We start from the raw sequence: 22,093 nt of genomic DNA on the forward strand, positions 1-22,093 counted from the left end.
CTGAGAGTACCAAATTGGCCCCAAAATGTAACCCTCATCGCCCTGAGAGTACAAAATCCCAACAAATCAAGGTGCTCGCCCACCTTACAGGGCTAAAATTTCCAACAAGCCAAAAGCCGGAAGGTTCCAAGATATTCAAGGAATCTTCCGGTTTATTAAGAGGGGGGCAGTGCTTTATTGGGGATTGATCGGAGTGCATCAATTTCATCGGGGGTGGGCATCTACTTGATCGGAGTGCATCTACTAATCAAAAGAGCGACACGGCGTTATTAAGAAAGGCCCAGCCACCAACCGCCAGTTCTAGACAAAGGTGACTGAGATGACGTGGTCCACCTTTTCCCAGATGGCTTGGCTGATTTCTTGGGTTTTTATCTTGCGGCGGTCGCCATCGACTTTGATTTGGTAGTGGTAGTGGTTACTGGAACTTGAAATGATCAAGTCCTTCATCTTAAGGTTATATTGGTCGAGCACCTGGTGCAGGTCCTTGAGGTGAGAGCGGGGGGTATCAAAATAAAGGTCCAGCACAAAGGTCTTGTGGGTCATCACCAGGTTCAAGACGATGAGGATAAAGAGCATAATGATCGTCGCTAAAAAGACCAAGGAAAAATACCCTAGCCCAGCCGCAATTCCTAAGATGGCACTGGTCCATAAAGTCGCGGCAGTGGTAAGCCCGGTTACTGAAGCGTTCTTATTCACGATAATGGAACCCGCTCCTAGAAAGCCGATTCCTGAGACGACCTGGGCAATAATCCGAGTGGGATCAGTTGTTAAGAGCCCTTGTAAGTCAGGATGGGCCATATTCCAATTGATGATATCCTCAGTCATTTCTAGTTGAACTAAAGTGATTAGGCAAGATCCCACAGCTACGATGAGGTGGGTACGTAATCCTGCTGAGCGACCGCTTCTTTCTCGGTCGAAGCCAATAAAACTCACGCAAAGAATCGTCACCAATAAGCGCAGGGTGACGTCGGTCATGGTAATCGTGTGTGTCATGGTATCATCTCCTTCTAATGCATTAGCCCTCATTCTATCAAAGATCCATTTAGAAATAAATAAAAAAAGTTGGCTGATGACGAAAAATACTTAGCTAGACCAGCAATCCAATTTATTAAAATTCTAAATAATTAAATAGAAAGGGCTACCAATTGATTCAAGTCTAGTTTTTGTTTTGGACCATCTTTATGAGTTTGATCGGGGCGATCCCGACCATTACTTGGATTCCCATTACCATGGTCTTGGTATCCTCCTTGTTCTATGGGGCCGTCTTTATCATTGCCTTCGGGGTCTGGTATGCCGTCTCCTTAGCCACGATGTCCGGGATTCGCAATATCGATCCTGCCTATTATGATGTGGCCAAGGTTCTAGGATCCAATGAAAAACAATTAATCACCAAGGTGACCCTTCCTATGGCCATGCCCAATATCTTTGCCGGCTTGACCCAGGGAATGTCGACCGCCTGTACGGCCTTGATCGTGGCTGAAATGATCGGGGTTGAATCCGGCTTGGGTTGGTATGTGACCTGGCAACGGAACTGGGCCCAATATGCCAAGATGTATGCTTCGATCGTGATTATTTGTCTATTATTCATTTCAGTGAAATTCGTGGTTGACCGCATTTCGCGCTACGTGCTTCGCTGGCAAGAAGGGAGGATGTAAGCATGCCTTTGAAGATTGATAAGGTTTCTAAGCTGTTCTTAAATACAGACCAAACGATTATGAAGGCTCTAGAAGGGATTGATTTGACCATCAACCAGGGCGAGTTCGTCTCGATCGTGGGGGCTTCCGGGTCTGGTAAGTCTACCTTGCTGCGGATTTTGGCGGGATTAATTCCTCCGACGGAAGGACAGGTCACCTTGAATGGCGAACGGATCACCAAACCGACTGCTCGTATTGGTATGGCCTTCCAATCCTCCACCTTATTTCCTTATTTAACGGTGAAGGAGAATATCGCCTTTGGTCCTAAATTACAAGGGCAAGAAAAAGCCAAGGCAGAAGCCATTGATGCCATTATCAAAACGATTGGCCTACAAGGCTTTGAAAAGGTCTATCCCCACCAATTATCCGGTGGGATGGCTCAACGGGTGTCATTGGGGCGGGCGATCGTGAATGATCCCGAAATTCTACTCTTGGATGAGCCCCTGGGAGCCCTTGATGCCTTTACCCGCTTGCGCTTGCAAGAGGAACTCATTGCCTTATGGCAACAGACCAAGATGACCATGATTATGGTGACCCATGATATTGATGAAGCCATTTACTGTAGTCAAAAAGTGGTCGTCATGTCACCTAGACCTGGTCGCGTAATGGAAGTCGTTCCGATTGAGTTGGATTATCTACGAGACCGAACTCAACAGGACTTTGTCGATTATCGAATCAAAATTATGAAATTGTTGGATGTCTATTAAGCAGAAACATCAAAAGAGGATCTCAAGCGAGATCCTCTTTTTTGCTTTACTTGTCTGTCTGTGATTGAGCCGCTCGGTCTACTAAGGCCAGTAAGTCTTGTTCCAAGCTAATCTCACCTTGGCTTGGGTGGTGGCGCAAGGCCTGGTCGAATTGCTTTTTGATGTTAGCGGCTTGAGTCGGGTCTTGGTCTTTCAGCAAGGCTAGGGCATAATCCAGTCGGAGCATGCTGGGGAGTTTTTTCATGGCAGATTTGATTTGTTTTACTTGGGGGTCTTCAAGTAGGCTTAAGTCGGCTTGAGCTTGGTCTTGAACTAGGTTAAAGAAGACTTGGTCTAAAGCCAAGAGACTCTTATAGATGGCCGGGAGTTGGGGGTCTTGTCGAAGGGCTTGCCGGTGGGCGTTGGCTTCCTGGTAGCAGCCGTCATCCATTAGACGATTATTATCAAAGACGCGGATGATACTGGCTAAAGGATGATCATCATTGGCTACAAAGTAGTCTTGGGGGATCTCTTTAAGACGCTGACCGGACTGGAAGAGGGCGTTGATCTTGAGCTGGGCCCAGAGATACTTGCTCATGGTGGGGGCCTTCCTCAATTGTTGGAGAATCACACCATCCGTGGTTGTATCACTGTTCTTAAAGGGATAGGCATTGGTCACGCCTAAGAAAAGATTAATCCCGGCTAGGATATAGGCCACCAGAGCCGGGTAGCCGGATAGCTGACCCCTTGCGATCAAAGTAAGCAAGAGGCAAGCGGTCAGACCATTAGCTAGGACCCCGCCCAAGAGATAGGCTTTGTAGGGAAAGGGATCACCATAGTGACCAGGAGGGTCGAGCAGGCATTGGCCGAGGGTACCCGGTAGCGAGTAGCGTTTAATGTCAAAGTGATTTTGTTTATTTTTGATGAGGATCCAAGAGGCGATTCGAAAGGAGACAAAACGATAGCCACTCGCTAGGCCTAGGATTAAGTGGCCAGCCTCATGGATGACGACGGTCAATAGGAGGCCCAGATAAAGGCTGATAAAAAGGACGGCTAAGAAGTAGAGGCCGTATGGCCCCGCTTGAATGGCTTGAACGTCCATTAAATAGCCTAAGCTAAAGCCGAATAAGCCCATGCCGATAAAGAGGATCAGTATATGGAAATATTTTTTCATAATAGACTCCTTTAAAGACTTGATAATTCATTTTATCATACCAGATGGGTTGCGGAGGTCCAAAGATTGAAAAGGATCGAATTGGAAGCAGTGAAGCAGGCCTAACAGCCTACCATCACATTTTAACCATGCTACATCTCGCACCTAATTAAGCTGATGCCAGTCAGCCCACAAGCTGATCCATCATAAAAGGCTGTGACCTAAATTTTCGGTCACAGCCTTTAATTTTCTAGGATTCTGCCTGCCAATTGCCTTGCTTTTCAATCCCTTCAATGAGGCAAGTATGCAGTATTTGAATAAATTCTTGAGCTAGGGGATTAAGTTGGTGGAGGTCGTTGGTGATATAGCCAATCTCAATCTCTTCAGGTGATTCAAGGGGCAGGGCGATGATGTCTTCGCCATTGAGGTCGGCATTAATGATCCCGGATGAGATGGTATAGCCATTGAGCCCAATCATCAAATTAAAGATGGTAGCCCGGTCGGAAACCGTAATCGACTGATCAACCGGTAAGTCGGAATGGACCTCTTCCCAAAAATAAAAGGAATTGTACTTGCCTTGTTCAAAATTGAGTCGGGGATAGGGGGCAAGATCTTCGAAAGTAATCCGGTCTTTTTGTGCCAAGGGGTGGTTTTTGTAGGCAAAGATATAGGGTCGGGTCTTGATCAAGGAATGGAAGCTGAGGTGCTTGTCATTGAGTTCGCGGTTGATAATCCGGTGGTTATACTTGCTGCGGTAGATGACGCCAATCTCACTGCGAAGTTGAAAAACTTCTTCAATCACCTCATAGGTTCGCAATTCCTTGAGCGAGGCTTGATAGCGGCTGGGTTGATAGTGCTTGAGGAGCCTAGCAAAGGCATCGACCACAAAGGCATAGTGTTGGGTGACGACGGAGAATAAGGGTAAACCGGGTCGGGATTGACCATTGTAACGTCGTTCCATCAGGGCCACTTGTTCCATGATTTGGTTGGCATACTGGAGAAATTCTTCCCCCTCTGAAGTGAGCGTGATCCCTCTGGAAGAACGGATGAAGAGTTGGACCCCTAATTCTTCTTCGAGCCTGGCCATGGCATTGGACAGGGAGGGCTGGGATATATAGAGCGAGGAAGCGGCTTGATTGAGCGACCGCTCTGTGGCCACCGCCCTAAAATATTGAAAATCTTCTAAACGCATAATAACCTCCGATTTTGATATAGCTATAGCTTATAATGATCCGAAAAACTTGTAAAGCCACAAGCCTAGAATCGGTTAGCGGTTAGGACAAAAGTGATAGCGAGGGGGATAACAGCTTGACAGAACGAATGAAAGCTGTTACAATTTGCCTAATAATAGGAATAGAAGGTGTGACCATGATCAAATTCTAAAAAGAAAGCCAGTCTAGACCAAGGATCTCAGAATGAGCTGAGCTTGGTTTGCTGCGGTCTTTTTAGAATGGGTGGGACTTGTTCTTTCCAAGATCATGGAAGCTCAGGGTATTTTTGCCTGCTTTGAAAAGATCGCTGTCGTTGCAATGAGCGTCTTGGAGAAGGAGGTCTTTTTATGTTGCAGGTAGAACATTTAAGCTTAATACACCGACGTGATCTACGTCACTTAGTCGAAGATGTATCTTTTGTACTTAATTCAGGGGATAAATTAGCCATTATTGGTGAGGAAGGCAATGGCAAGTCGGTTTTATTAAAGGCTTTGATGCAGGATCCATCCATCTTGGACTATATCGAGCTAGAGGGGACCATCGTCAATTCAGTGGATCATTTTGCTTATCTTCCGCAAAGTCTCGAAGGAGAGGTCTTGGATCAACCCCTTCAGGCCTATTTCTTCCAGTCCTTGGATCCCAATGAGATCGATTATGGCCGTTTATTTCAGGCGGCGAGTCAATTGGGTTTTTCGGTCGATCGGCTATACTCCGATCAGACCTTAGCGAGCTTATCCGGGGGTGAGCGCGTGAAAGTTCAATTGTTGCGGATTGCCGTGCAGGATCCTGAGCTGGTCTTCTTGGATGAACCGTCCAATGATTTGGATTTACGCACGTCGATCTGGTTAGAGCAATGGATCCAGGACTTTCAGGGGATTCTCGTTTATATTTCGCATGATGTGGATTTGTTGAAGAAAACCGCAACAGCCATTTTGCACTTAGAGCAGTTAGTCCATAAGACTCAGACGCGGACGACCTTTAAGGCGGTATCCTATGACCAGTATCTAAAGGAGCGGGCCTTGAACTTTGATCGTCAGGCCCAAGTGGCTAGTCAGCAGCAAGCCCTTGATCAGGCTCGGATGAAAGACTTGTCGCAGGTGACAGACAAGGTTCATCGCTCACTCAATAATACCCGCAATGATGTGGAAGGACGCTTGTTGGCTAAGAAGATGGCCAGTCTAAAAGCGCAAGCCAAGCGTTATGAGCGAGACCGGGAAAACTTTGTAGACCGTCCGATACAAGAGGATGCCATCCGTTTGGGCTTTCAGGGGGTGGAGGCCTTGCCCCCTTCTAAGCAGGTCTTATATATCGATCAATTGGACCTATGGATTGAAGAGCGGCTCTTAGCTAAAGGGATTCATTTTGAATTGTATGGTCAGGATAAGATTGGGATCATTGGTGATAATGGCGTAGGCAAGTCCACCTTTCTAAGCTATCTTTGGCAGAGCTTGTTGGATAAGGAGGGGCTACGTCCTGGCTTTATGCCCCAGACCTATGAGTCCGTCCTATCGGATTCCATGACTCCTATTTCTTATCTGCAAGAGACAGGGGACCAAGAAGAGTTGACTCAGATTATGACCTATCTAGGGTCCATGCATTATCTTCCTGAGGAGATGCAACGTCCGATTCATCGCTTGTCAGGCGGGCAAAAGGCTAAATTATTGGTCTTGAAGCTGGATTTTCAAAAGGCGAATGTCTTATTTTTAGATGAGCCAACCCGGAACTTTTCGCCGACCTCCCAGCCTGAATTGATTGAGACCTTTCAAGCCTATCCCGGCGCAATGGTTGTGGTCTCCCACGAGCGGTCTTTTCTAAGGCAGGTCTGCCAAAAGATCTATGAATTGACCGACCAGGGATTAAGGTCAGTAGATCTGGAAGACATCTAGATTCGGGAAATGGGATTTGGACCTTGGATAATCGTCACGAGTTAATCCGAAAAGATAGTGAGGCTGTGACCTTGGGGTGACAGCCTTTTTTGATGGGGGATATCGAGTGAATCATAGGTAAAGAAAAATTTATTGAAAAACTAAAATTAAAAAGCGCAAATCTAAAAGCTAGGAGTACTTATAGATAAGTCCAATTTGATAGATTGCTAGTCGCAGACTTTTTATTGAGCTTGAGTATCGTTGGAAGTTCATCCACTAGCCCTCGGGCTTGCAGGGGCTGCCTTCGATGGTCAGTTTTTTGTTGACTTATAATATGAAAAAGTAGAAAGAGGGACGATAAGGGATAAAGGAAAGGCGTGATTCATCGAAAATTTGTCACGGATATGATATAATATCCGTGACAAAAGGAGGGGTTATAATGCCTTCATATATCGAAAAAATTCTTCAAAAAATAAATAGTTTTGATTCGGGTAAGGTGTTTTTTGCGAATGATTTTTTAGAAATTGCATCAAATACTACAGTTAGGCAAGTATTAAAAAGATTAGTGGATGATAAGCAAATCAAACGTGTCATTGATGGATTTTATTTTAAGCCTAGATATAGTGAATTTATTAAAGAATATGAGGCGGTATCAATGCATGAATTAGTATTAGCCATCGCAAGAAAATATAATTGGGATATTGCTCCTTACAATAACACGGCTTTAAATATGTTGGGTTTATCGACCCAAGTACCGAGTCACTATCAATATATCTCTAGCGGTAGATATAAGGTTTATAAAATTGGAGATACTCGGTTAGAATTTAAGAAAGTAAACCCTGGGGAAATTGCTAATATGTCCTTAAAGACGGCAACAGTTATTCAGGCAATAAAGTCATTTGGACAGGATAAAATATCAGATGAAATTATTCTAAAGATCAGACGGAATTTAACTGAAAAGGAAAGATCAGATTTAATGCAAGAGGCTAGATCAGTACCATCATGGATCTATGAAGTAATTAGGGAAATTTCTGAGGAAAAAAATGAATAAATATTATTTAGAGGATAAATCAGAGTTAAGGACTTTAATCGTGAATACTGCGAGAAAGAAGGCTATTTCAGAATCAGTTGTTGAAAAAGACTATTGGGTGACTGTTACTCTAGATTACTTATTTAATGAGAGTAAATGGAAAAATTATTTCACTTTTAAGGGAGGAACCTCACTCTCAAAATGCTTCGGACTTATCGAAAGATTTTCTGAAGACATCGATTTAATTTTAGACTGGCGAATGCTAGGTTATGATGAAAAAGAGCCTTGGATAGAAAGGTCAAATACCAAGCAAGATAAATTCAATAAAGAAATGAATAAAAAGACAGAATTTCTTTTAAAAGATGTCTTTATCCCAACTTTAGAAAAAGACTTTGAAGACATAGGTTTTGAGTTCTTAATTGATAATATGGACCCACAGACCGTTCTTTGTAAATACCCAAAAATTTTTAATTCAAATTATTTAACACAGACGATTAGACTTGAAATAGGAAGCTTGGCTGCATGGACACCAGCCGTTGAGTGTAAAATCTTGCCATTAATTGGAGAGGCCTATCCGAATGTATTTAATGATATAACGAAAGTAAGAACAGTGTCTGCGGAGAGAACTTTTTGGGAGAAAGCCACTATCCTGCATCATGAAGCAAATAGGCCAGAGAATTTTTCGATACCCCATAGATATGCCAGGCATTTTTACGACCTATATCAAATAGCTAATTCAGACTTTAAAAAACAAGCGCTAAACGACAAAGAATTACTTAAGAGAGTCACTCAATTTAAGATGAAATTTTATCCTAGGAAGTGGGCAAGGTATAAAGAGGTATTAGAAGGTCGGTTAAGATTGGTTCCAAATGAGATTAGATTTTCTGAGATAAAAAAAGACTATCACGCTATGGCAGAGATGATCTATGGAGAATATCCTAGCTTTGAAGAAATGATTAGAACACTTCAAGAGCTGGAGAAAGAAATAAATGCGTATTAGGATAATCTTTAAAATAATACATTAGTTATAAGGATATTTTATTACTGATACTTTAGGTGATCGAAAAACAGAAATACCCTAATTTATAGAGTGGTCAACTGATTTTTCAAAAAAAGAAATTGAGGTAAAAAGCTTCTGCCTTATTTACGAATAGGTTGATGAGGAATTAATCGCTAACATCAAGAAAACCTTCTATTCTTAGCCATTTCTATGTAACCCCCTCCTCACTTTTTTAAGCGCTTCCTCTATACAAGGCGTCTTAATTATGGTACGCTATAACATATGAATGCGTTATCAAGTTTAAGAAGACAGTTTACGATTGGCTAGAAGGAGGTGGGATGGATGGTGTTGCTCAAGCTTATTTTGACAATGTTGGGGACGACTTTCTTATTACTGGGTTATTTGATTGTCTTTCGCAAGAAATATTCCCTGATCAACGGTTTTGAGGCGGCTCTTAAGGCGGGTGAAAAAGAAGCATCCGACGCCGAGCGGGTGGGTAAGACCTATCTATTGATTGGCTTGAAGTTCTTAATCGTGATGGGAATCTTATGTTTCTTTGCCTAAAGAGAATGGTATGTTTGAGAAAGTCAACATTTTAAAAAGCGCAAATCCTCCTTTAGAGACTACTTGATCTAAAGGGGGATTTTTATGTATGCAGCCCTATCTTCAAGGGGGATATTGGTCTATGCCAACCAGGCCACTTTGGAGGGCAAGTATTATTGCCCAGATTGTAGGCAGCGGGTCCAATTGATCCAAGGAGCCGGTCAACAGGCCCATTTTCGTCATCAATCTAGAAATAAGCGACTAGCCGGGGCAGAAAGTGATCAACATAAAAAGGCCAAGGCCTTATTAGCGGCCAATGCCAGTCGGCACGGCTATCATTACTGCTTGGAATACCCTTTAAAAGACTTGGATCAGATTGCGGATTTTTTGCTTATCAAGAAGGACTTGCTGCGGGTGCTGGAATTTCAAAAGTCTAAAATCTCGTCCGCTAGTCTAGCAGGCCGGCATAAATCCTACCTGCGTCTGGGTTTGGAGGTCATTTGGTTGTTGGATCATCAAGCCGTGACCGGGCTAGAATCTCAGTGGATCCGGCAAAATCTCAACTACCAAGCTAGTCTGGGGGCTTACTTTTGGGCCTTAGACCTTGCAGCGGGGGACTTGCTTTTATATCATCACCTGCCGATCATCTATGCTAAGGAATCCTACGCCTGCTCCTATCAGCGCTATTCCAATCAAGTAGACTGGCAGAATGTTTTGACCCAGCCATCTTTAAATAGCACACAGACTCGGTTCTTTAAAAAAGGCCGGAAAAGGTCGTCCCAACAAGCAATCGCTCAGCTACAGGCGAACCCGCAGGCTAGACCTTATATCTATCAGCTCTATGAGCTAGGCTTTTCCTTGATGGATTTACCGGAATGGTTGTTTTCCTATCGCTGGCAAGAGCTGTATTTTAAAGAGCCGGCTTGGTTGGTCCTGGCCCTAGCTTGGATCTATCTGACCAATGAGTCTGGTGATTTTTTCAGTTTAAGGGATTATTTGACTCAGCAAATTGCCCGAGGAAGGCTCCATCCTCGTCCAATGCCCTTGATGACGGGCGACCTCTTTGGCTTGACGGCGACTGTCATCGAAGCACTGATTTTTTCTTTAGCTAAAGCGCCTACATTGTGGTAAGATAGATTTTAGATCCCGTAAGATTGATTCAATCAACGGGAAAACAGGGACGAGTCCTTAGGGTGAAAGGCCTAAGAATTGTTGAGAGAAGGAGTTTTTTTATGGCAAAACAAGAAGCACGTCGTCGTGACCAAGTCGATCCTCAGTTTACCTGGGATTTAGCCGCAATGTATAAAGATCAAGCTGCCTTTGAAGCGGACTATCAAAAAGCGGAAGAAAAAATTGCCGACTTGGCACACTATGAAGGAAAATTAGGTCAATCTAGCCAAATGTTGGCGCAGGCCTTGGACGCTTATTTTGAGACCTTAAGAGTAATTGAGAATGTCTATGTCTATACCAGCATGTTAAATGACCAAGACCAGACCGTCTCAGCTTCTCAGGCTTTGAACGATCGGGCAGGTCAGCTCTTTGCGAAGTTCGGTCAAGCGGTCGCTTATTTTGACCCAGAACTTTTGGCCATTCCTGAAGAACAACTGCAAGCTTTTATTGAAGAAAACGACCGTCTTGGATTCTACCGCCATTTCTTAGATGATAAGGCACGTTTTCGTCCTCACGTATTGTCTTCCGACCAAGAGCTATTGTTAGCTCAAGCCAGCGAAGCCAATCAGACTGCCTCCAAGACCTTTGGGCTTTTATCCGATGCCGACTTGAAGTTCCCAACCATTAAGGATGAGGACGGTCATGAAGTGGAATTAACCCACTCGGTTTATGGCAAATTATTGGAAAGCTCGGATCGTCGGGTGCGCCGGGATAACTTTAAGGCTTATTATTCGGTCTATGATCAATTTAAGAATACCTTTGCGTCCTTAATTACCGGTCAGATGAAATTACATAATTACCAAGCCAAGGTTCGTCACTTTGATTCGGCGAGACAGGCGGCTTTATTTGAAAATAATATTCCAGAGTCCGTCTACGATACCTTGATCGAAGCGGTTCATTCACGGCTAGACCTCTTGCATCGTTTCGTTGCTTTACGGAAGAAGTTATTAAAAGTTGACGATCTGGAAATGTATGATATGTATACACCTTTGTTGGGTGAAGCACCCATTAAGGTGACTTATGACGAAGCCAAGGCCATTGTCTTAGAAGCTGTGAAGCCAATGGGTGAGGATTATGTGGCTATTATTGAAGAAGCCTTCAGAGATCGTTGGATCGACTTGTATGAAAATATCGGCAAGCGCTCAGGGGCTTATTCATCAGGAAGCTATGATTCCAAGGCCTACATCTTAATGAATTGGCAAGATTCGATTAATCACTTGTATACCTTGATTCATGAGTTGGGTCACTCTGTGCATTCCCACTATGCCAAAAATAATCAAGAATATGCTTATGGTGGCTATCCAATTTTCCTAGCAGAAATCGCCTCAACCACCAACGAGAATTTGTTGACCTACTATCTATTAGATAAGTATGAAGATCCGGAGATTCGTCTCTTCATCTTAAATAACTTCTTGGATTCGGCCAAGGGAACCGTCTTTAGACAAACGCAATTCGCAGAATTTGAGCATTTCATGCATGAAGAAGATGCGAAGGGCCAACCACTTACGCAAGACTTCCTATCGGAACATTATCGGGCATTAAATGCCAAGTATTATGGACCAGAAGTGAACTCTGATTCGGAAATCGCCCTCGAGTGGTCTCGGATTCCTCACTTCTACTATAATTATTATGTCTTCCAATATGCGACAGGTTTCTCAGCGGCAGCCTTCTTTGCTAAGAAGATCCACTCTGGCGACCAAGAAGCCTTGGAGCGTTATAAGGGCTTCTTGAAGTCAGGAGATTCCAAGTATGCGGTAGATACCATGAAGGATGCTGGCTTAGATATGACTCAAGCGGACTATATTCAAGCCACTTTAGACTTGTTCGAAGAACGCTTGGATGAATTCGAAAGCTTATTAGAAAAACAATAAATCTGAATTCTAGAAGCACCCATTAGTGCCTATAAAAAGCGCCCACTTTCACTTTTTGTGAGGGTGGGCGCTTGTTTTTGTATTGGCTTTAGGATTGGGGCCAGACAGCCTCCAATCGGTAGATGGCTTGGCCTTTTTGGGCAAATTTTTCTTCGTATTCGCTTTGAATATTGCCTTCAAAGTCAGATTGGTGCAGGTCTAACCAGACTTGCTTGAGCTGGTAACCATATTGACTCAGCGATGCCAAGGAATACTCAAAGAGACCTTGGTTGTCCGTCTTAAAGTGGATCTCGCCTTGAGGGCTAAGGATGTGACGGTATTTTTCCAAGAATTGCGGTGAGGTAAGGCGACGCTTGGCATGGCGCTTCTTGGGCCAGGGGTCTGAAAAATTCAGATAAAGCCGGTCCACTTCACCTGGGGCAAAGAATTGATCGATATCGCCGCCATGCCCATTAATGAGCAGCAGGTTGGGTAGCTGGGCTTCGATTTGGGCATTAAGGATGGAGATGATCGCAGAAGTCTGCAGTTCCATGGCGATATAGTTGACTTCAGGATGGGCCTGGGCCATGCCTAAGATAAATTGTCCTTTGCCGGAACCAATCTCCAGATGGAGGGCTTGCTTTTTGGCAAAGTGATCTTGCCATTTTCCTTTTAATGCTTGGGGGTCTTGAATGGCATATTGCGGGTAGGCCTTTAATTTTTCTTCGGCCCAGGGTTTATGGCGTAGTCGCATCGGAATCCTCCTTGTTTTCAAAAATATTTCGCAAGAGAATGACGGTTTCATTGACTTGATAGTGGCGGTCGACTTGATAGTATTCTTTAATCAAGCGCAGGCAGGCTAGTAGGCTGTACCAGCGAACTCGTTTGGTAAAGTGAAGGTCAATCGGGAAGTCATAAGCTTCCAACCAGTCCATCCATTGGCTAGGTGGGTAGTAACGGCATAAGAGATAAGTGATGTCGTAGAGGGGGTCGGCTAATTTGGCATTATCCCAATCCACCAGATAAAGGGTTCCGTCATTGGCCAAGAGAAAGTTATTGTGGTTCAAGTCGCCGTGGCAGATGACACAAGGGACGGTGGTCAGACTGCTGTCGATCTCTTGCCTCATGGCTTCAAGCACGCTATTAAAAAAATGGTGCTGGCTAAAGGAAGGCGGTAGGTCCTTTTGGTAATCAAGGATCAGGTCCATCGGCTGACAATCCTTTTCGTGGATGCGCCGCATGAGTTGGACCAGGGATTGATGCTGGTGGACGGACTTAATTAAGTCGATCACCGCCGGAGCATTCATATCCTCGGCTTTGAGTGTGGCCCCTTCTTCCCATTCCTGGGCCGTCAAAATATCGCCGGAGTAGGTTCTTTGGGTCCACTTGAGTCGAGGAGTGATCCCTTCGGCAGCTAGGGCAGCGATGAAGGGGGAGGTGTTTCGCTTAAAGAAGACTTTTTCATTTTTACTGATTCCTAAATAAGCTTGCCCGGTGTTCCCATCCAGGGGGTGCATATCCCATTCTTCATTATTATGATACATGAATTCCCTCCTCGCCTTTTTAACTTTAATCTCAATCGCTTATCCTCAACAAAAAATAAGAGCCTTTGTTCGACAACACAAAAGCTCTTAAGGCTTGGTTATTAAGCGTCGTTATTAAGCATTTACTGGACTTGAATATTGAGAATGTCCCCGGTGTAGACATCCGCTGCGAATCGATAGTGGACGATCTCACCTTCTTCTTTACGGCTGATTCCTCCCATATAGACCAAGGGTTGGGAGTCGAAACCATGGTATTCGACCGGATCGTAGTCGATCCAAGAACCACAGACTTCTCCGCCTTGGTTAAAGGTCTCTCGGATCTGATGGAGGACGGTACCGGCAGACTTTGGCTTATTCTCATGGTAAAGCAGGGCACCGCATGCTCCGATCACCATCCCCGATAGTAAAATGAGCGTTCCCAATAGATTGTTATTTTTTTGAGAATCCATCGACTTGCTTCCTTTCTTAGGCTTTGTTTACTTGTTTCCCTAGCGGGATTAAATCTGTTGTCTATCATATCATAAAAAGAACAGCTATGGATAGACTTTTGCCTGAGAATTGCTTTTAGCCTTAAATTATGACAAAATAATGAAGAGACTAGGCGCAATTTCTGGAGGCTTTTTCCCTCCAGCGCCACTTATATAAAGAATCAAATAATGCGTGAATCGAGGAGATAAGAATGAATTGGTTAGCTTTTTATAATCCAGCAGGTGTTGGGGATGTTTTATTATTAACCCGTGATAAGGGAAATCGGAATCATACTGTCAGCGAAAACAAGGGGCCCTTTACGCTCGTTAAGGATGGTCAAACCGACCAAGTGGTGTCGATTAACTTACATCACGCTAGCGACTTACTCGCCTTAGAAGGTGTGGGTCAAATTCAACTTTCTAGTGAACAATTAGATAGCTTGAATCAAGCTCTAAAAGAGCATGGTATTGAAGAGGTCGTAGCCTTGGAAGAAGGACCAAGCTTTGTGGTGGGCTATGTCGAAGAATGTGTTGACCATGAAGATTCCGATCATCTACACATTACCCAAACCAGGGTCAGCCAAGACCAAGTCTTGCAGATTGTCTGTGGAGCAGCGAATATCACCCAAGGCTTGTATGTTATTGTCGCTAAGCCAGGTGCTGTCATGCCAAGTGGGGCCATTATTTGGCCAGGGGAACTCAGAGGAGTCGCTTCTAATGGCATGATCTGTTCTACCCGTGAATTGGGCTTAGAAGCCATTGAAAACTATCCGGGAATCTGGGAATTACCTTCTAAATTCGAAGTCGGAACCCCCCTTGAACGGGTGGTAGACTATTACCGTGACTAGGTCTTGTCGGTGAATCCCATGAGTCAAGACTATCAAGGACCGGCCTTTAACCAGGGACGGAAAAAACGTCAATTTAAGGGGAAGCACCCGGTGGGTTGGAAGGAGGCTAAGCCGCTTGATTTAGAGCGGCCTGCTTTTCAAGCCAAAAAATCCAACGCAGAGCTGAATAAATTCCAGCAATCCATGCAGGAGAGACTGCACGATCCAATGGAAGAGACAGGCGAATCGAATGACCCTAGCTATATGATTCCTTTTTTAAAGGCTGCTGAGCGAGGCTTGGACTCTGAAAAATTGCAAACTCGGATGGCCGAAGAGAATTTACTAGCCAACCGGCCTCGCAAGGACTATAATGTTTCTTTGTCGAAAGAAAAGCAACTTGCCAGTCGAGCTTTAAAGATGGAAGAAGAGCGGCTTGCGGCGGATTCGATGCCGATCGCTGGGGAAACTAGCCAGCCGTCCTCTGAAAAGGCCAAGGAAGATTACTGGCAGGTCGATCGCTTTATTTTACAACGATTGGCTAAGAATCGAGACTCTTTTTTACTATTTGATAAAGGAGAATAACACGTATGATTTCAAAAGATAGCTTGTATCATTTTGTCGGCATAAAAGGTTCTGGGATGTCGGCTTTAGCACTGATTTTGGCTGGGGAAGGCTATCGCGTTCAAGGCTCGGATATCGAGAAGTATTTCTTCACCCAACAAGGCTTGGAAGAAGCTCAGATTCCAATGATGCCTTTTTCGGCCGATAATATCCAGCCAGGCTTAACCATTATTGCGGGGAATGCTTTTACGGATGATCACCCCGAATTAGCCAAGGCCCGTGAACTCGGCTTGACCATTTATCGTTACCATGACTTCCTAGGAGAGTTAATTCAGTCCTATACTTCGGTGGCTGTGACCGGTTGCCACGGAAAGACCTCAACCACTGGGCTCTTGGCACACTGCTTGGGTCATTTGACCCCAACTTCTTATCTCATTGGAGATGGGACGGGCTATGGGAATGAAGCGGCTGAGTACTTCGCCCTAGAGGCTTGTGAATACCGCCGCCACTTCCTAGCTTATGAGCCTGACTATGCCATTATTACTAATGTGGACTTTGACCATCCGGATTATTATCATTCGATTGAAGATGTCTTTGATGCCTTTAAGACCTTTGCGAATCAGACCAAAAAAGGTGTCATTGCCTATGGGGAAGATCCCTATCTGCGTCAATTAGAGACTGCCGTTCCGATTCATTATTACGGAGTGGATCCGGAAGATTATATTTGTGCTCAAAATATTCGCCGTAACGAGGAGGGCTCAGACTTTGACGTCTTGGTCGAAGGCCAGCTCTTTGGTTCCTTCCATATTCCTTCTTATGGTAAGCATAATATTATGAATGCCTTGGCGGTAATCTGCTTCCTACAATTGGAAGGCTTTAAGGCGGATGAGATTGCTCGTTATCTCAAGACCTTCCCAGGGGTTAAGCGACGCTTTTCGGTCAAGCAAGTCCAAGATTTGATTGTGATCGATGATTATGCCCACCACCCTAGCGAAATTCGGGCAACCATTGATGCGGCCAAACAAAAATACCCTCATCGCCGAGTAGTAGCGGTCTTCCAACCGCATACCTTTTCACGGACGATTGCCTTGCTTAAGGACTTTGCGGAAGCCTTGTCACTGGCTGATGAGGTGCATTTGGTAGATATCTTCACCTCTGCGCGGGAACAATCCGGTCAGGTGACGATTCAGGATTTGGCTCAGATGATCAACGATAAAGTCGAAATTATTTCGGCCAACCACCTTTCGCCTTTAATGGATTACCAAGATGAAGTGATCCTATTCATGGGAGCGGGGGATATTGATAATCTAGCCCATCAATTCGAGAAGGCTTATGGGGCCCTAAATCTTAAACATTTATAGACTGATTCATCGAAAAAGGTTGTAGCATTTGCTGCAGCCTTTTTTGTTGGGGAGGGGGGCTTGTGGTCGCACTCTCTCAAAACGTGCTCACAATTGCAGCGCCTGGACGTTAAGCGATCCTTCTCGAACACTCTTTTGAGTGTTTCGAAGGCTCACTTACCGCTGCGGCGCATGCTGAGACTGTTGTTGCTTTAGCAACTTACAGTCTTACATCCGTTAGGTAAACGACTTTTGTCGCACTCTCTCAAAACGTGCTTCGATGAGCATCCCCTTATGTCTAAGCAAAAATCGTTCTGCGTGACTAATGTCACTCCGATCGATTTCTTACTTAGCCTACAGGGGATGCTGAGACTGTTGTTGCTTTAGCGACTTACAGTCTTACATCCGTTAGGTACCCGACTTTTGTCGCACTCTCTCAAAACGTGCTCACAATTGCAGCGCCTGGACGTTAAGCGATCTTTCTCGAACACTCTTTGAGTGTTTCGAAAGCTCACTTACCGCTGCGGCGCTAAACGCAATTGTTCACACTCTCTTTAAAATGTGCTCCAAAAGTCAGAGCCTAGACTCTAAGCTAAAACCCTCAACATTTTCTTTGAAAATGTTCGTGTTTTTGCTTAGCTCTGCGGCTCTAAACGACTTTTGTCGCACTCTCTTTAAACGTGTTCACAATTGCAGCGCCTGGACGGTAAGCGATCTTTCTCGAACACTCTTTGAGTGTTTCGAAAGCTCACTTACCGCTGCGGCGCTAAACGCAATTGTTCACACTCTCTCTTTATTTCATGTTATGATTAAAGGGTAATGTTCAGGTTATGATTTGGTTGTTGTGTAAAGGGGTGTATTATGTCTTCAAGGAAGATATTGTTAATTGATGGTTCGAGTTTGGCTTTTCGAGCTTTTTATTCGATTTTAGATATTGATCGTTTTACCAATCGACAAGGATTACATACGAATGCGATTTATTCTTTTAAGCGGATGTTGGATAATGTTTTAGCGGAGTTTGAGCCGAGTCATGTCTTGGTTGCTTTTGATAAGAGTCCGAATACGATTCGTAAGGAGAAGTTCGACCAGTATAAGGGCGGACGGTCCAAGACGCCGGCGGAATTTACCGAGCAAATGCCTTATTTTGCACCGCTCTTAGAGGGGTATGGGATTCGCCACTATGCCATGGATTATTATGAAGCGGATGATATTATCGGGACGCTGTCACGCTTGGCGGATCCTAAGGACCAGGTGGTCGTCCTATCCGGTGATAAGGACTTGACCCAGCTAGCCAGCGATCAGGTCACGGTCTATATTACGCGTAAGGGTGTGTCGGACTTAGTGGTCTATTCACCGACTACCATTCAGGAAAAATGGGGGATTCGTCCGGAACAAATCATTGATATGAAGGGGCTGATGGGAGATAGTTCAGATAATTATCCTGGCATCACTCGCGTGGGTGAAAAGACGGCTCTCAAGTTGCTCCATCAATTCGGTTCGGTGGAGGGCCTCTATCAATCCCTGGATCAGTTAAAAGCTTCTAAGCTCAAGGAGAATATTATCAAGGACAAAGACCAGGCCTTTTTATCCAAAGATCTAGCCCGGATCCTCTTGGATGTTCCCTTAGAGATTGATCTTGCAGATATCGAACGAGGCGAGATGGATACGCAAGCCTTGAATGATCTCTACCGTCAGTTGGATTTCCAATCCTTTTTACAAGAATTGGATGCGAAGTCGGTGCTGGATGATCCATCGGCTAGCTTGGCGGACTTTGACTTGCTGGTGTTGGAAGATCAAGCAGACTTTGACGGCTTGGCTTGGCCGGATAGAGGGATTTACCATACCGAGCAATTGGACGAAAATTATCATTTTGCCAAGGTTGAAGCGGTCTGTTGGGCAGACCCCGAGACCAAAAAAGCCTATGTTACTTCGGCTGACCTTGCCTTTACCAATCCGGCCTTCAAAGCCTGGTTGGAGGATTCCTCCAAGTTAAAGGATTGCCTGGACTTTAAGAAGGAAGCGGTGATCGCAGCCCGTTATGGACTTGATCTAGCTGGAATGGGCGAAGATGTCTCCATCATGGCCTATCTGGTGGATACCCTCCAGACGCATGAATTGGCGGACTTAAGCCAAAGCTTTGGTCTGGGTCAAGTGATCCCTTACGATGTGGAAGTCTATGGTAAAGGAGTCAAGAAGGGCGTTCCGGAAGATAAGACGGTCTTTCAGGGTCACTTGGTCTTGAAGCTGCAATGCCTCCATGCTTTGATGGAGCCCTTGTTGGCCAAGTTGGAAGAGTTAGATATGGTTGGCTTGTACCGCGAGATGGAACAACCGCTAGCCCGATGCTTAGCCAAGATGGAGATCACGGGAATTAAGGTCAACCAAGAAGTATTGGAAGCTAAGAATCAAGAGGTATTGGCCCGTCTAGCCCAAATGGAGAAGTCGATCTATGATCTAGCTGGCCACTCCTTTAATGTGAATTCACCCAAGCAATTGGGGCAGGTCCTATTCGAAGAATTGAAGTTGCCGGTGATTAAGAAGACCAAGACGGGTTATTCGACGGCTGCGGATGTCTTGGATAAGTTGGTCCAGGTCCATCCAATTATTCAAGCTATTCTGGACTACCGGCAAATTGCCAAATTACAATCCACCTACCTGGCAGGTCTGCAGCCCTTTATCAAGGAGGACGGCAAGATTCATACCCGCTATACTCAAACCCTGACCCAAACAGGGCGCCTATCATCCACCGATCCTAATCTACAAAATATACCGATTCGAATCGAAGAAGGGCGTTTGGTGCGGGCTGCCTTCGTGCCTAGTCAGTCAGGCTGGCAGATGCTAGGGGCGGATTATTCGCAAATCGAGCTACGGGTCTTAGCGCATATATCGGGTGACGAGCACATGAAGCGGGCCTTCCAAAATGGGGAAGATATTCACTCGGCGACAGCTAGACGGGTCTTCCAATTGGACGAAGGCCAGGAAGTGGACGCCGACCATCGTCGCCAGGCCAAGGCGGTTAACTTTGGAATTGTGTATGGGATTTCTGATTATGGTCTGTCCCAGAACTTGAATATCTCTAGGCAGGCAGCCAAGACCTTTATTGACCGGTATTTTGAAGAGTTCCCTAAGATTCGCCAGTATATGGATGAGATTGTCGAACAAGCTAAAAGCGATGGCTATGTTTCCACCCTTTTCCACCGTCGGCGCTATCTACCGGATATCCATGCCAAGAACTTTAACTTGCGGTCCTTTGCCGAACGAACGGCCATGAACTCGCCCATCCAAGGAACGGCCGCAGATATTATTAAGCTAGCCATGGTTCGCTTACAGGCTCGCTTGGAAGAAGAAGGCTTGTCTTCTCGTCTTCTTTTACAGATCCATGACGAATTAATCTTAGAAGGGCCTAAGGAAGAAATGCCTCAACTACAAAAATTAGTCGTTGAGGTCATGGAATCGGCCGCTGATCTATCGGTTCCCCTCAAGGTCGATGATCATATTGGGGACAACTGGTATGACCTCAAGTAAGCCTAGAAGGGTCTTATGATCTTAGATTAGAATTTAAGATGACTTTAAAAGCCGTGATCCCTGTGAGGTCACGGCTTTTTTGTGGTGGGGGAGAAGAATGTTGAGTGTGACTAATATAGGCAAAGAGATTGTTAAAGATACACAGAAAGAGGACGCTTTCTCTAATTAGGTAAAAGTATTGATTTAAAAAGGATTTATAATTAAGTAAGTGGGGTGATCCAATGACATTCCAATTGTATCGAATGACCTTTTTTCAGACGCATTTTGGTCATGGATACTTAGTTGAAGCCAGTCCTTTATTCTCATCAGAGCGACTTTTTTCAGCTTTATTCCTTTACAAGGCCGGGTCGACTTTAGATGAGATAACATAATTGTTCCTTGATGACAGGGGACCACTTATCCCTAAATTTTGACCATTTGTCAGAAATGGAATAAATAAAGCTAGAATAAGTTCTATAATAGAATCAGGAGGTGGAGGCAGGGATGAAAATTGATATCATAATTGATGAAACCGTTGAAGAAACAAGGGTGAAAATATTTGCAAAGGAGTATTCTAAGGAAGTTGAAACCATAAAAGATTTGCTAGCAGATAGATTAGTAGATAAACTTGTTGCCTTTCATAATAAGGAGGTTATCCTACTTTCCCATGAAGAAATTATAAGAATCTTCACTCAAGATAAGAGTGTTTTTATAAAGACAAAGAACGGAACTTTGTCATCAAGGCTAACTCTTTATGAATTAGATCAGAGACTTGATGAAAGGAAGTTTATTAGAATATCTCGCTCAGATATTGTAAATCTCGACTTTGTCAAAAAGCTTGACCTCTCTTTTACAGGGACAATTGCAGTTGAACTTAAAAACGGAGATGTTGCTTATGTATCTAGGAGAAATTTAAAAGAATTTAGAAAGGCTCTTGGCCTTTAGGAGGACTTATGAAAAATTTTAAAGATTTATTAGTTGGATTTTTGGCTGGAGTAGGAATAGGCGCCTTAATTGAGGCGATTTTATCTATGATATTTAAAGCAAATTTAGTTGGAGTACCAGGCTTTGTAGCAAGCCAAGCACCAGGTTATGCAAAAATTATCCAATGCCTAGTCTATGGTGGATTCGGCATTGTCTCAGTCCTAATGGATAATATTCTCAAAAACAAGAATAGGGCAGCTTATCTAAGTCACACCATCCATTTCTGTGCAATGTTTATCTATTTTATCTTTGCAGGCCTTTACCTAAGATGGTTTGATTATAATATTAGCTTAGTATTTTCTGCCATCACTTTTATTGGCGTCTATTTGCTTATTTCATTTGCCTTTTATATTTATGAAAAAAATATGATAGGAAACATCAACAAAAAGTTATAACATTCCAGATTGAGATTACATGGAACGAAAGAGTGACGCCTATCAATTTGCTAATCAAATGTACATCATTAATGAAGCTCGTAATCAAATTGCCCACAGTTTGGATGAGATTGATTCAGAAAAGATAAAGGGATTGAGTGATCAATTGAAGGCGTGTAAAATATTTATGGACAAGCAATACAGCTATGATAAGAAACAGTTAGCCTATTATTTAGACCAAAACCGTCTCATCAAGGACTTGTTGCTTGATGAATCTTTGCTCTAGAAAG

Annotated in this window: 22 protein-coding genes; 16 read left to right on the top strand and 6 right to left on the bottom strand. The window is 44.2% G+C overall.

Annotated elements, in window-relative coordinates:
• On the top strand, positions 1-188 hold a 188-nt coding region (locus tag HMPREF9706_RS09300; RefSeq protein ID WP_231285863.1), incomplete at its 5' end, for a hypothetical protein.
• 112 nt (positions 189-300) lie between these two features.
• Here the strand turns inward: HMPREF9706_RS09300 and HMPREF9706_RS07385 are convergent.
• Positions 301-993: an MgtC/SapB family protein gene (locus HMPREF9706_RS07385; protein ID WP_006908747.1), complete on the bottom strand. Its 693-nt coding sequence runs from the start codon at positions 991-993 to the stop codon at positions 301-303.
• A gap of 188 nt (positions 994-1,181) precedes the next feature.
• Between HMPREF9706_RS07385 and HMPREF9706_RS07390 the strand changes: the two genes are divergently transcribed.
• Together HMPREF9706_RS07390 and HMPREF9706_RS07395 are read left to right on the top strand one after the other, a co-directional pair.
• On the top strand, positions 1,182-1,655 hold the full coding sequence (locus HMPREF9706_RS07390) for an ABC transporter permease (RefSeq protein ID WP_006908748.1): 474 nt from the start codon (positions 1,182-1,184) through the stop codon (positions 1,653-1,655).
• Between the two features lie 2 nt (positions 1,656-1,657).
• On the top strand, positions 1,658-2,401 hold the full coding sequence (locus HMPREF9706_RS07395) for an ABC transporter ATP-binding protein (RefSeq protein ID WP_006908749.1): 744 nt from the start codon (positions 1,658-1,660) through the stop codon (positions 2,399-2,401).
• Positions 2,402-2,447: 46 nt separating this feature from the next.
• On the opposite strand, the gene HMPREF9706_RS07400 is transcribed toward HMPREF9706_RS07395, so the two are convergent.
• Complete coding sequence (locus HMPREF9706_RS07400) at positions 2,448-3,554, bottom strand: M50 family metallopeptidase (protein ID WP_006908750.1); 1,107 nt, start codon at positions 3,552-3,554, stop codon at positions 2,448-2,450.
• A 229-nt stretch (positions 3,555-3,783) separates the two neighbouring features.
• Entirely contained in the window at positions 3,784-4,725 is a 942-nt protein-coding gene (locus HMPREF9706_RS07405; protein WP_006908751.1) for a LysR family transcriptional regulator, read from the bottom strand.
• Positions 4,726-5,091: 366 nt separating this feature from the next.
• Between HMPREF9706_RS07405 and HMPREF9706_RS07410 the strand changes: the two genes are divergently transcribed.
• From HMPREF9706_RS07410 to pepF, 6 genes are all read left to right on the top strand, one after another.
• Positions 5,092-6,630 (top strand): ATP-binding cassette domain-containing protein, encoded by a 1,539-nt coding sequence (locus HMPREF9706_RS07410; protein WP_006908752.1) that lies wholly within the window; start codon positions 5,092-5,094, stop codon positions 6,628-6,630.
• A 418-nt stretch (positions 6,631-7,048) separates the two neighbouring features.
• Positions 7,049-7,660, top strand: a complete 612-nt coding sequence (locus HMPREF9706_RS07415; RefSeq protein WP_006908753.1) for a DUF6088 family protein — start codon at positions 7,049-7,051, stop codon at positions 7,658-7,660.
• Positions 7,653-8,639 carry a nucleotidyl transferase AbiEii/AbiGii toxin family protein gene (locus tag HMPREF9706_RS07420; RefSeq protein WP_006908754.1) on the top strand — a complete coding sequence of 329 codons (987 nt, stop codon included), beginning with the start codon at positions 7,653-7,655 and terminating at the stop codon, positions 8,637-8,639. Before HMPREF9706_RS07415 ends, HMPREF9706_RS07420 begins: the two co-directional genes overlap by 8 nt.
• 342 nt (positions 8,640-8,981) lie before the next feature.
• Positions 8,982-9,203: a hypothetical protein gene (locus HMPREF9706_RS07425; RefSeq protein WP_006908755.1), complete on the top strand. Its 222-nt coding sequence runs from the start codon at positions 8,982-8,984 to the stop codon at positions 9,201-9,203.
• Between the two features lie 84 nt (positions 9,204-9,287).
• Positions 9,288-10,313 carry a competence protein CoiA family protein gene (locus HMPREF9706_RS07430; protein ID WP_006908756.1) on the top strand — a complete coding sequence of 342 codons (1,026 nt, stop codon included), beginning with the start codon at positions 9,288-9,290 and terminating at the stop codon, positions 10,311-10,313.
• A 101-nt stretch (positions 10,314-10,414) separates the two neighbouring features.
• A complete protein-coding gene (gene pepF, locus HMPREF9706_RS07435) occupies positions 10,415-12,223 on the top strand; it encodes an oligoendopeptidase F (protein ID WP_006908757.1) in 1,809 nt (602 codons plus the stop codon).
• 88 nt (positions 12,224-12,311) lie between these two features.
• Here pepF and trmB read toward each other — a convergent pair whose 3' ends face one another.
• From trmB to HMPREF9706_RS07450, 3 genes are all read right to left on the bottom strand, one after another.
• Entirely contained in the window at positions 12,312-12,956 is a 645-nt protein-coding gene (trmB, locus tag HMPREF9706_RS07440; protein WP_006908758.1) for a tRNA (guanosine(46)-N7)-methyltransferase TrmB, read from the bottom strand.
• Entirely contained in the window at positions 12,940-13,746 is an 807-nt protein-coding gene (locus HMPREF9706_RS07445; protein WP_006908759.1) for a phosphotransferase family protein, read from the bottom strand. Before HMPREF9706_RS07445 ends, trmB begins: the two co-directional genes overlap by 17 nt.
• A 122-nt stretch (positions 13,747-13,868) precedes the next feature.
• Complete coding sequence (locus HMPREF9706_RS07450) at positions 13,869-14,195, bottom strand: hypothetical protein (protein WP_006908760.1); 327 nt, start codon at positions 14,193-14,195, stop codon at positions 13,869-13,871.
• A 230-nt stretch (positions 14,196-14,425) separates the two neighbouring features.
• On the opposite strand from HMPREF9706_RS07450, the gene ytpR reads away from it, so the two are divergent.
• The 7 genes from ytpR (at position 14,426) to HMPREF9706_RS07485 (ending at position 22,089) form a co-directional block, all read left to right on the top strand.
• Positions 14,426-15,061, top strand: coding sequence for a YtpR family tRNA-binding protein (gene ytpR, locus HMPREF9706_RS07455; RefSeq protein ID WP_006908761.1), 636 nt, complete (start codon positions 14,426-14,428; stop codon positions 15,059-15,061).
• 18 nt (positions 15,062-15,079) lie between these two features.
• Complete coding sequence (locus HMPREF9706_RS07460) at positions 15,080-15,622, top strand: hypothetical protein (RefSeq protein ID WP_231285864.1); 543 nt, start codon at positions 15,080-15,082, stop codon at positions 15,620-15,622.
• Positions 15,623-15,627: 5 nt separating this feature from the next.
• Positions 15,628-16,962 carry a UDP-N-acetylmuramate--L-alanine ligase gene (gene murC, locus HMPREF9706_RS07465; protein ID WP_006908763.1) on the top strand — a complete coding sequence of 445 codons (1,335 nt, stop codon included), beginning with the start codon at positions 15,628-15,630 and terminating at the stop codon, positions 16,960-16,962.
• Positions 16,963-17,802: 840 nt separating this feature from the next.
• Positions 17,803-20,466 carry a DNA polymerase I gene (gene polA, locus HMPREF9706_RS07470; RefSeq protein ID WP_040444653.1) on the top strand — a complete coding sequence of 888 codons (2,664 nt, stop codon included), beginning with the start codon at positions 17,803-17,805 and terminating at the stop codon, positions 20,464-20,466.
• Between the two features lie 483 nt (positions 20,467-20,949).
• Positions 20,950-21,390, top strand: coding sequence for a LytTR family DNA-binding domain-containing protein (locus HMPREF9706_RS07475; protein WP_006908765.1), 441 nt, complete (start codon positions 20,950-20,952; stop codon positions 21,388-21,390).
• A gap of 8 nt (positions 21,391-21,398) precedes the next feature.
• Positions 21,399-21,824 (top strand): DUF3021 domain-containing protein, encoded by a 426-nt coding sequence (locus HMPREF9706_RS07480; protein ID WP_006908766.1) that lies wholly within the window; start codon positions 21,399-21,401, stop codon positions 21,822-21,824.
• A gap of 19 nt (positions 21,825-21,843) precedes the next feature.
• Positions 21,844-22,089: a hypothetical protein gene (locus tag HMPREF9706_RS07485; RefSeq protein WP_006908767.1), complete on the top strand. Its 246-nt coding sequence runs from the start codon at positions 21,844-21,846 to the stop codon at positions 22,087-22,089.
• Positions 22,090-22,093 lie beyond the last annotated feature (4 nt).

The organism is Facklamia hominis CCUG 36813 (assembly GCF_000301035.1).
Taxonomy (GTDB): Bacteria; Bacillota; Bacilli; order Lactobacillales; family Aerococcaceae; genus Facklamia; species Facklamia hominis.

What these genes read in the sequence shown, in the direction of transcription:
- HMPREF9706_RS07400 (WP_006908750.1), bottom strand. Translation starts at nt 3,554, where the DNA reads ATGAAAAAATATTTCCATATACTGATCCTCTTTATCGGCATGGGCTTA.
- trmB (WP_006908758.1), bottom strand. Translation starts at nt 12,956, where the DNA reads ATGCGACTACGCCATAAACCCTGGGCCGAAGAAAAATTAAAGGCCTAC.
- murC (WP_006908763.1), top strand. Translation starts at nt 15,628, where the DNA reads ATGATTTCAAAAGATAGCTTGTATCATTTTGTCGGCATAAAAGGTTCT.
- ytpR (WP_006908761.1), top strand. Translation starts at nt 14,426, where the DNA reads ATGAATTGGTTAGCTTTTTATAATCCAGCAGGTGTTGGGGATGTTTTA.
- pepF (WP_006908757.1), top strand. Translation starts at nt 10,415, where the DNA reads ATGGCAAAACAAGAAGCACGTCGTCGTGACCAAGTCGATCCTCAGTTT.
- HMPREF9706_RS07475 (WP_006908765.1), top strand. Translation starts at nt 20,950, where the DNA reads ATGAAAATTGATATCATAATTGATGAAACCGTTGAAGAAACAAGGGTG.
- HMPREF9706_RS07445 (WP_006908759.1), bottom strand. Translation starts at nt 13,746, where the DNA reads ATGTATCATAATAATGAAGAATGGGATATGCACCCCCTGGATGGGAAC.
- HMPREF9706_RS07430 (WP_006908756.1), top strand. Translation starts at nt 9,288, where the DNA reads ATGTATGCAGCCCTATCTTCAAGGGGGATATTGGTCTATGCCAACCAG.
- HMPREF9706_RS07420 (WP_006908754.1), top strand. Translation starts at nt 7,653, where the DNA reads ATGAATAAATATTATTTAGAGGATAAATCAGAGTTAAGGACTTTAATC.
- HMPREF9706_RS07485 (WP_006908767.1), top strand. Translation starts at nt 21,844, where the DNA reads ATGGAACGAAAGAGTGACGCCTATCAATTTGCTAATCAAATGTACATC.
- HMPREF9706_RS07405 (WP_006908751.1), bottom strand. Translation starts at nt 4,725, where the DNA reads ATGCGTTTAGAAGATTTTCAATATTTTAGGGCGGTGGCCACAGAGCGG.
- HMPREF9706_RS07460 (WP_231285864.1), top strand. Translation starts at nt 15,080, where the DNA reads ATGAGTCAAGACTATCAAGGACCGGCCTTTAACCAGGGACGGAAAAAA.
- HMPREF9706_RS07385 (WP_006908747.1), bottom strand. Translation starts at nt 993, where the DNA reads ATGACACACACGATTACCATGACCGACGTCACCCTGCGCTTATTGGTG.
- HMPREF9706_RS07395 (WP_006908749.1), top strand. Translation starts at nt 1,658, where the DNA reads ATGCCTTTGAAGATTGATAAGGTTTCTAAGCTGTTCTTAAATACAGAC.
- HMPREF9706_RS07480 (WP_006908766.1), top strand. Translation starts at nt 21,399, where the DNA reads ATGAAAAATTTTAAAGATTTATTAGTTGGATTTTTGGCTGGAGTAGGA.
- HMPREF9706_RS07390 (WP_006908748.1), top strand. Translation starts at nt 1,182, where the DNA reads ATGAGTTTGATCGGGGCGATCCCGACCATTACTTGGATTCCCATTACC.
- HMPREF9706_RS07415 (WP_006908753.1), top strand. Translation starts at nt 7,049, where the DNA reads ATGCCTTCATATATCGAAAAAATTCTTCAAAAAATAAATAGTTTTGAT.
- HMPREF9706_RS07450 (WP_006908760.1), bottom strand. Translation starts at nt 14,195, where the DNA reads ATGGATTCTCAAAAAAATAACAATCTATTGGGAACGCTCATTTTACTA.
- HMPREF9706_RS07425 (WP_006908755.1), top strand. Translation starts at nt 8,982, where the DNA reads ATGGTGTTGCTCAAGCTTATTTTGACAATGTTGGGGACGACTTTCTTA.
- polA (WP_040444653.1), top strand. Translation starts at nt 17,803, where the DNA reads ATGTCTTCAAGGAAGATATTGTTAATTGATGGTTCGAGTTTGGCTTTT.
- HMPREF9706_RS07410 (WP_006908752.1), top strand. Translation starts at nt 5,092, where the DNA reads ATGTTGCAGGTAGAACATTTAAGCTTAATACACCGACGTGATCTACGT.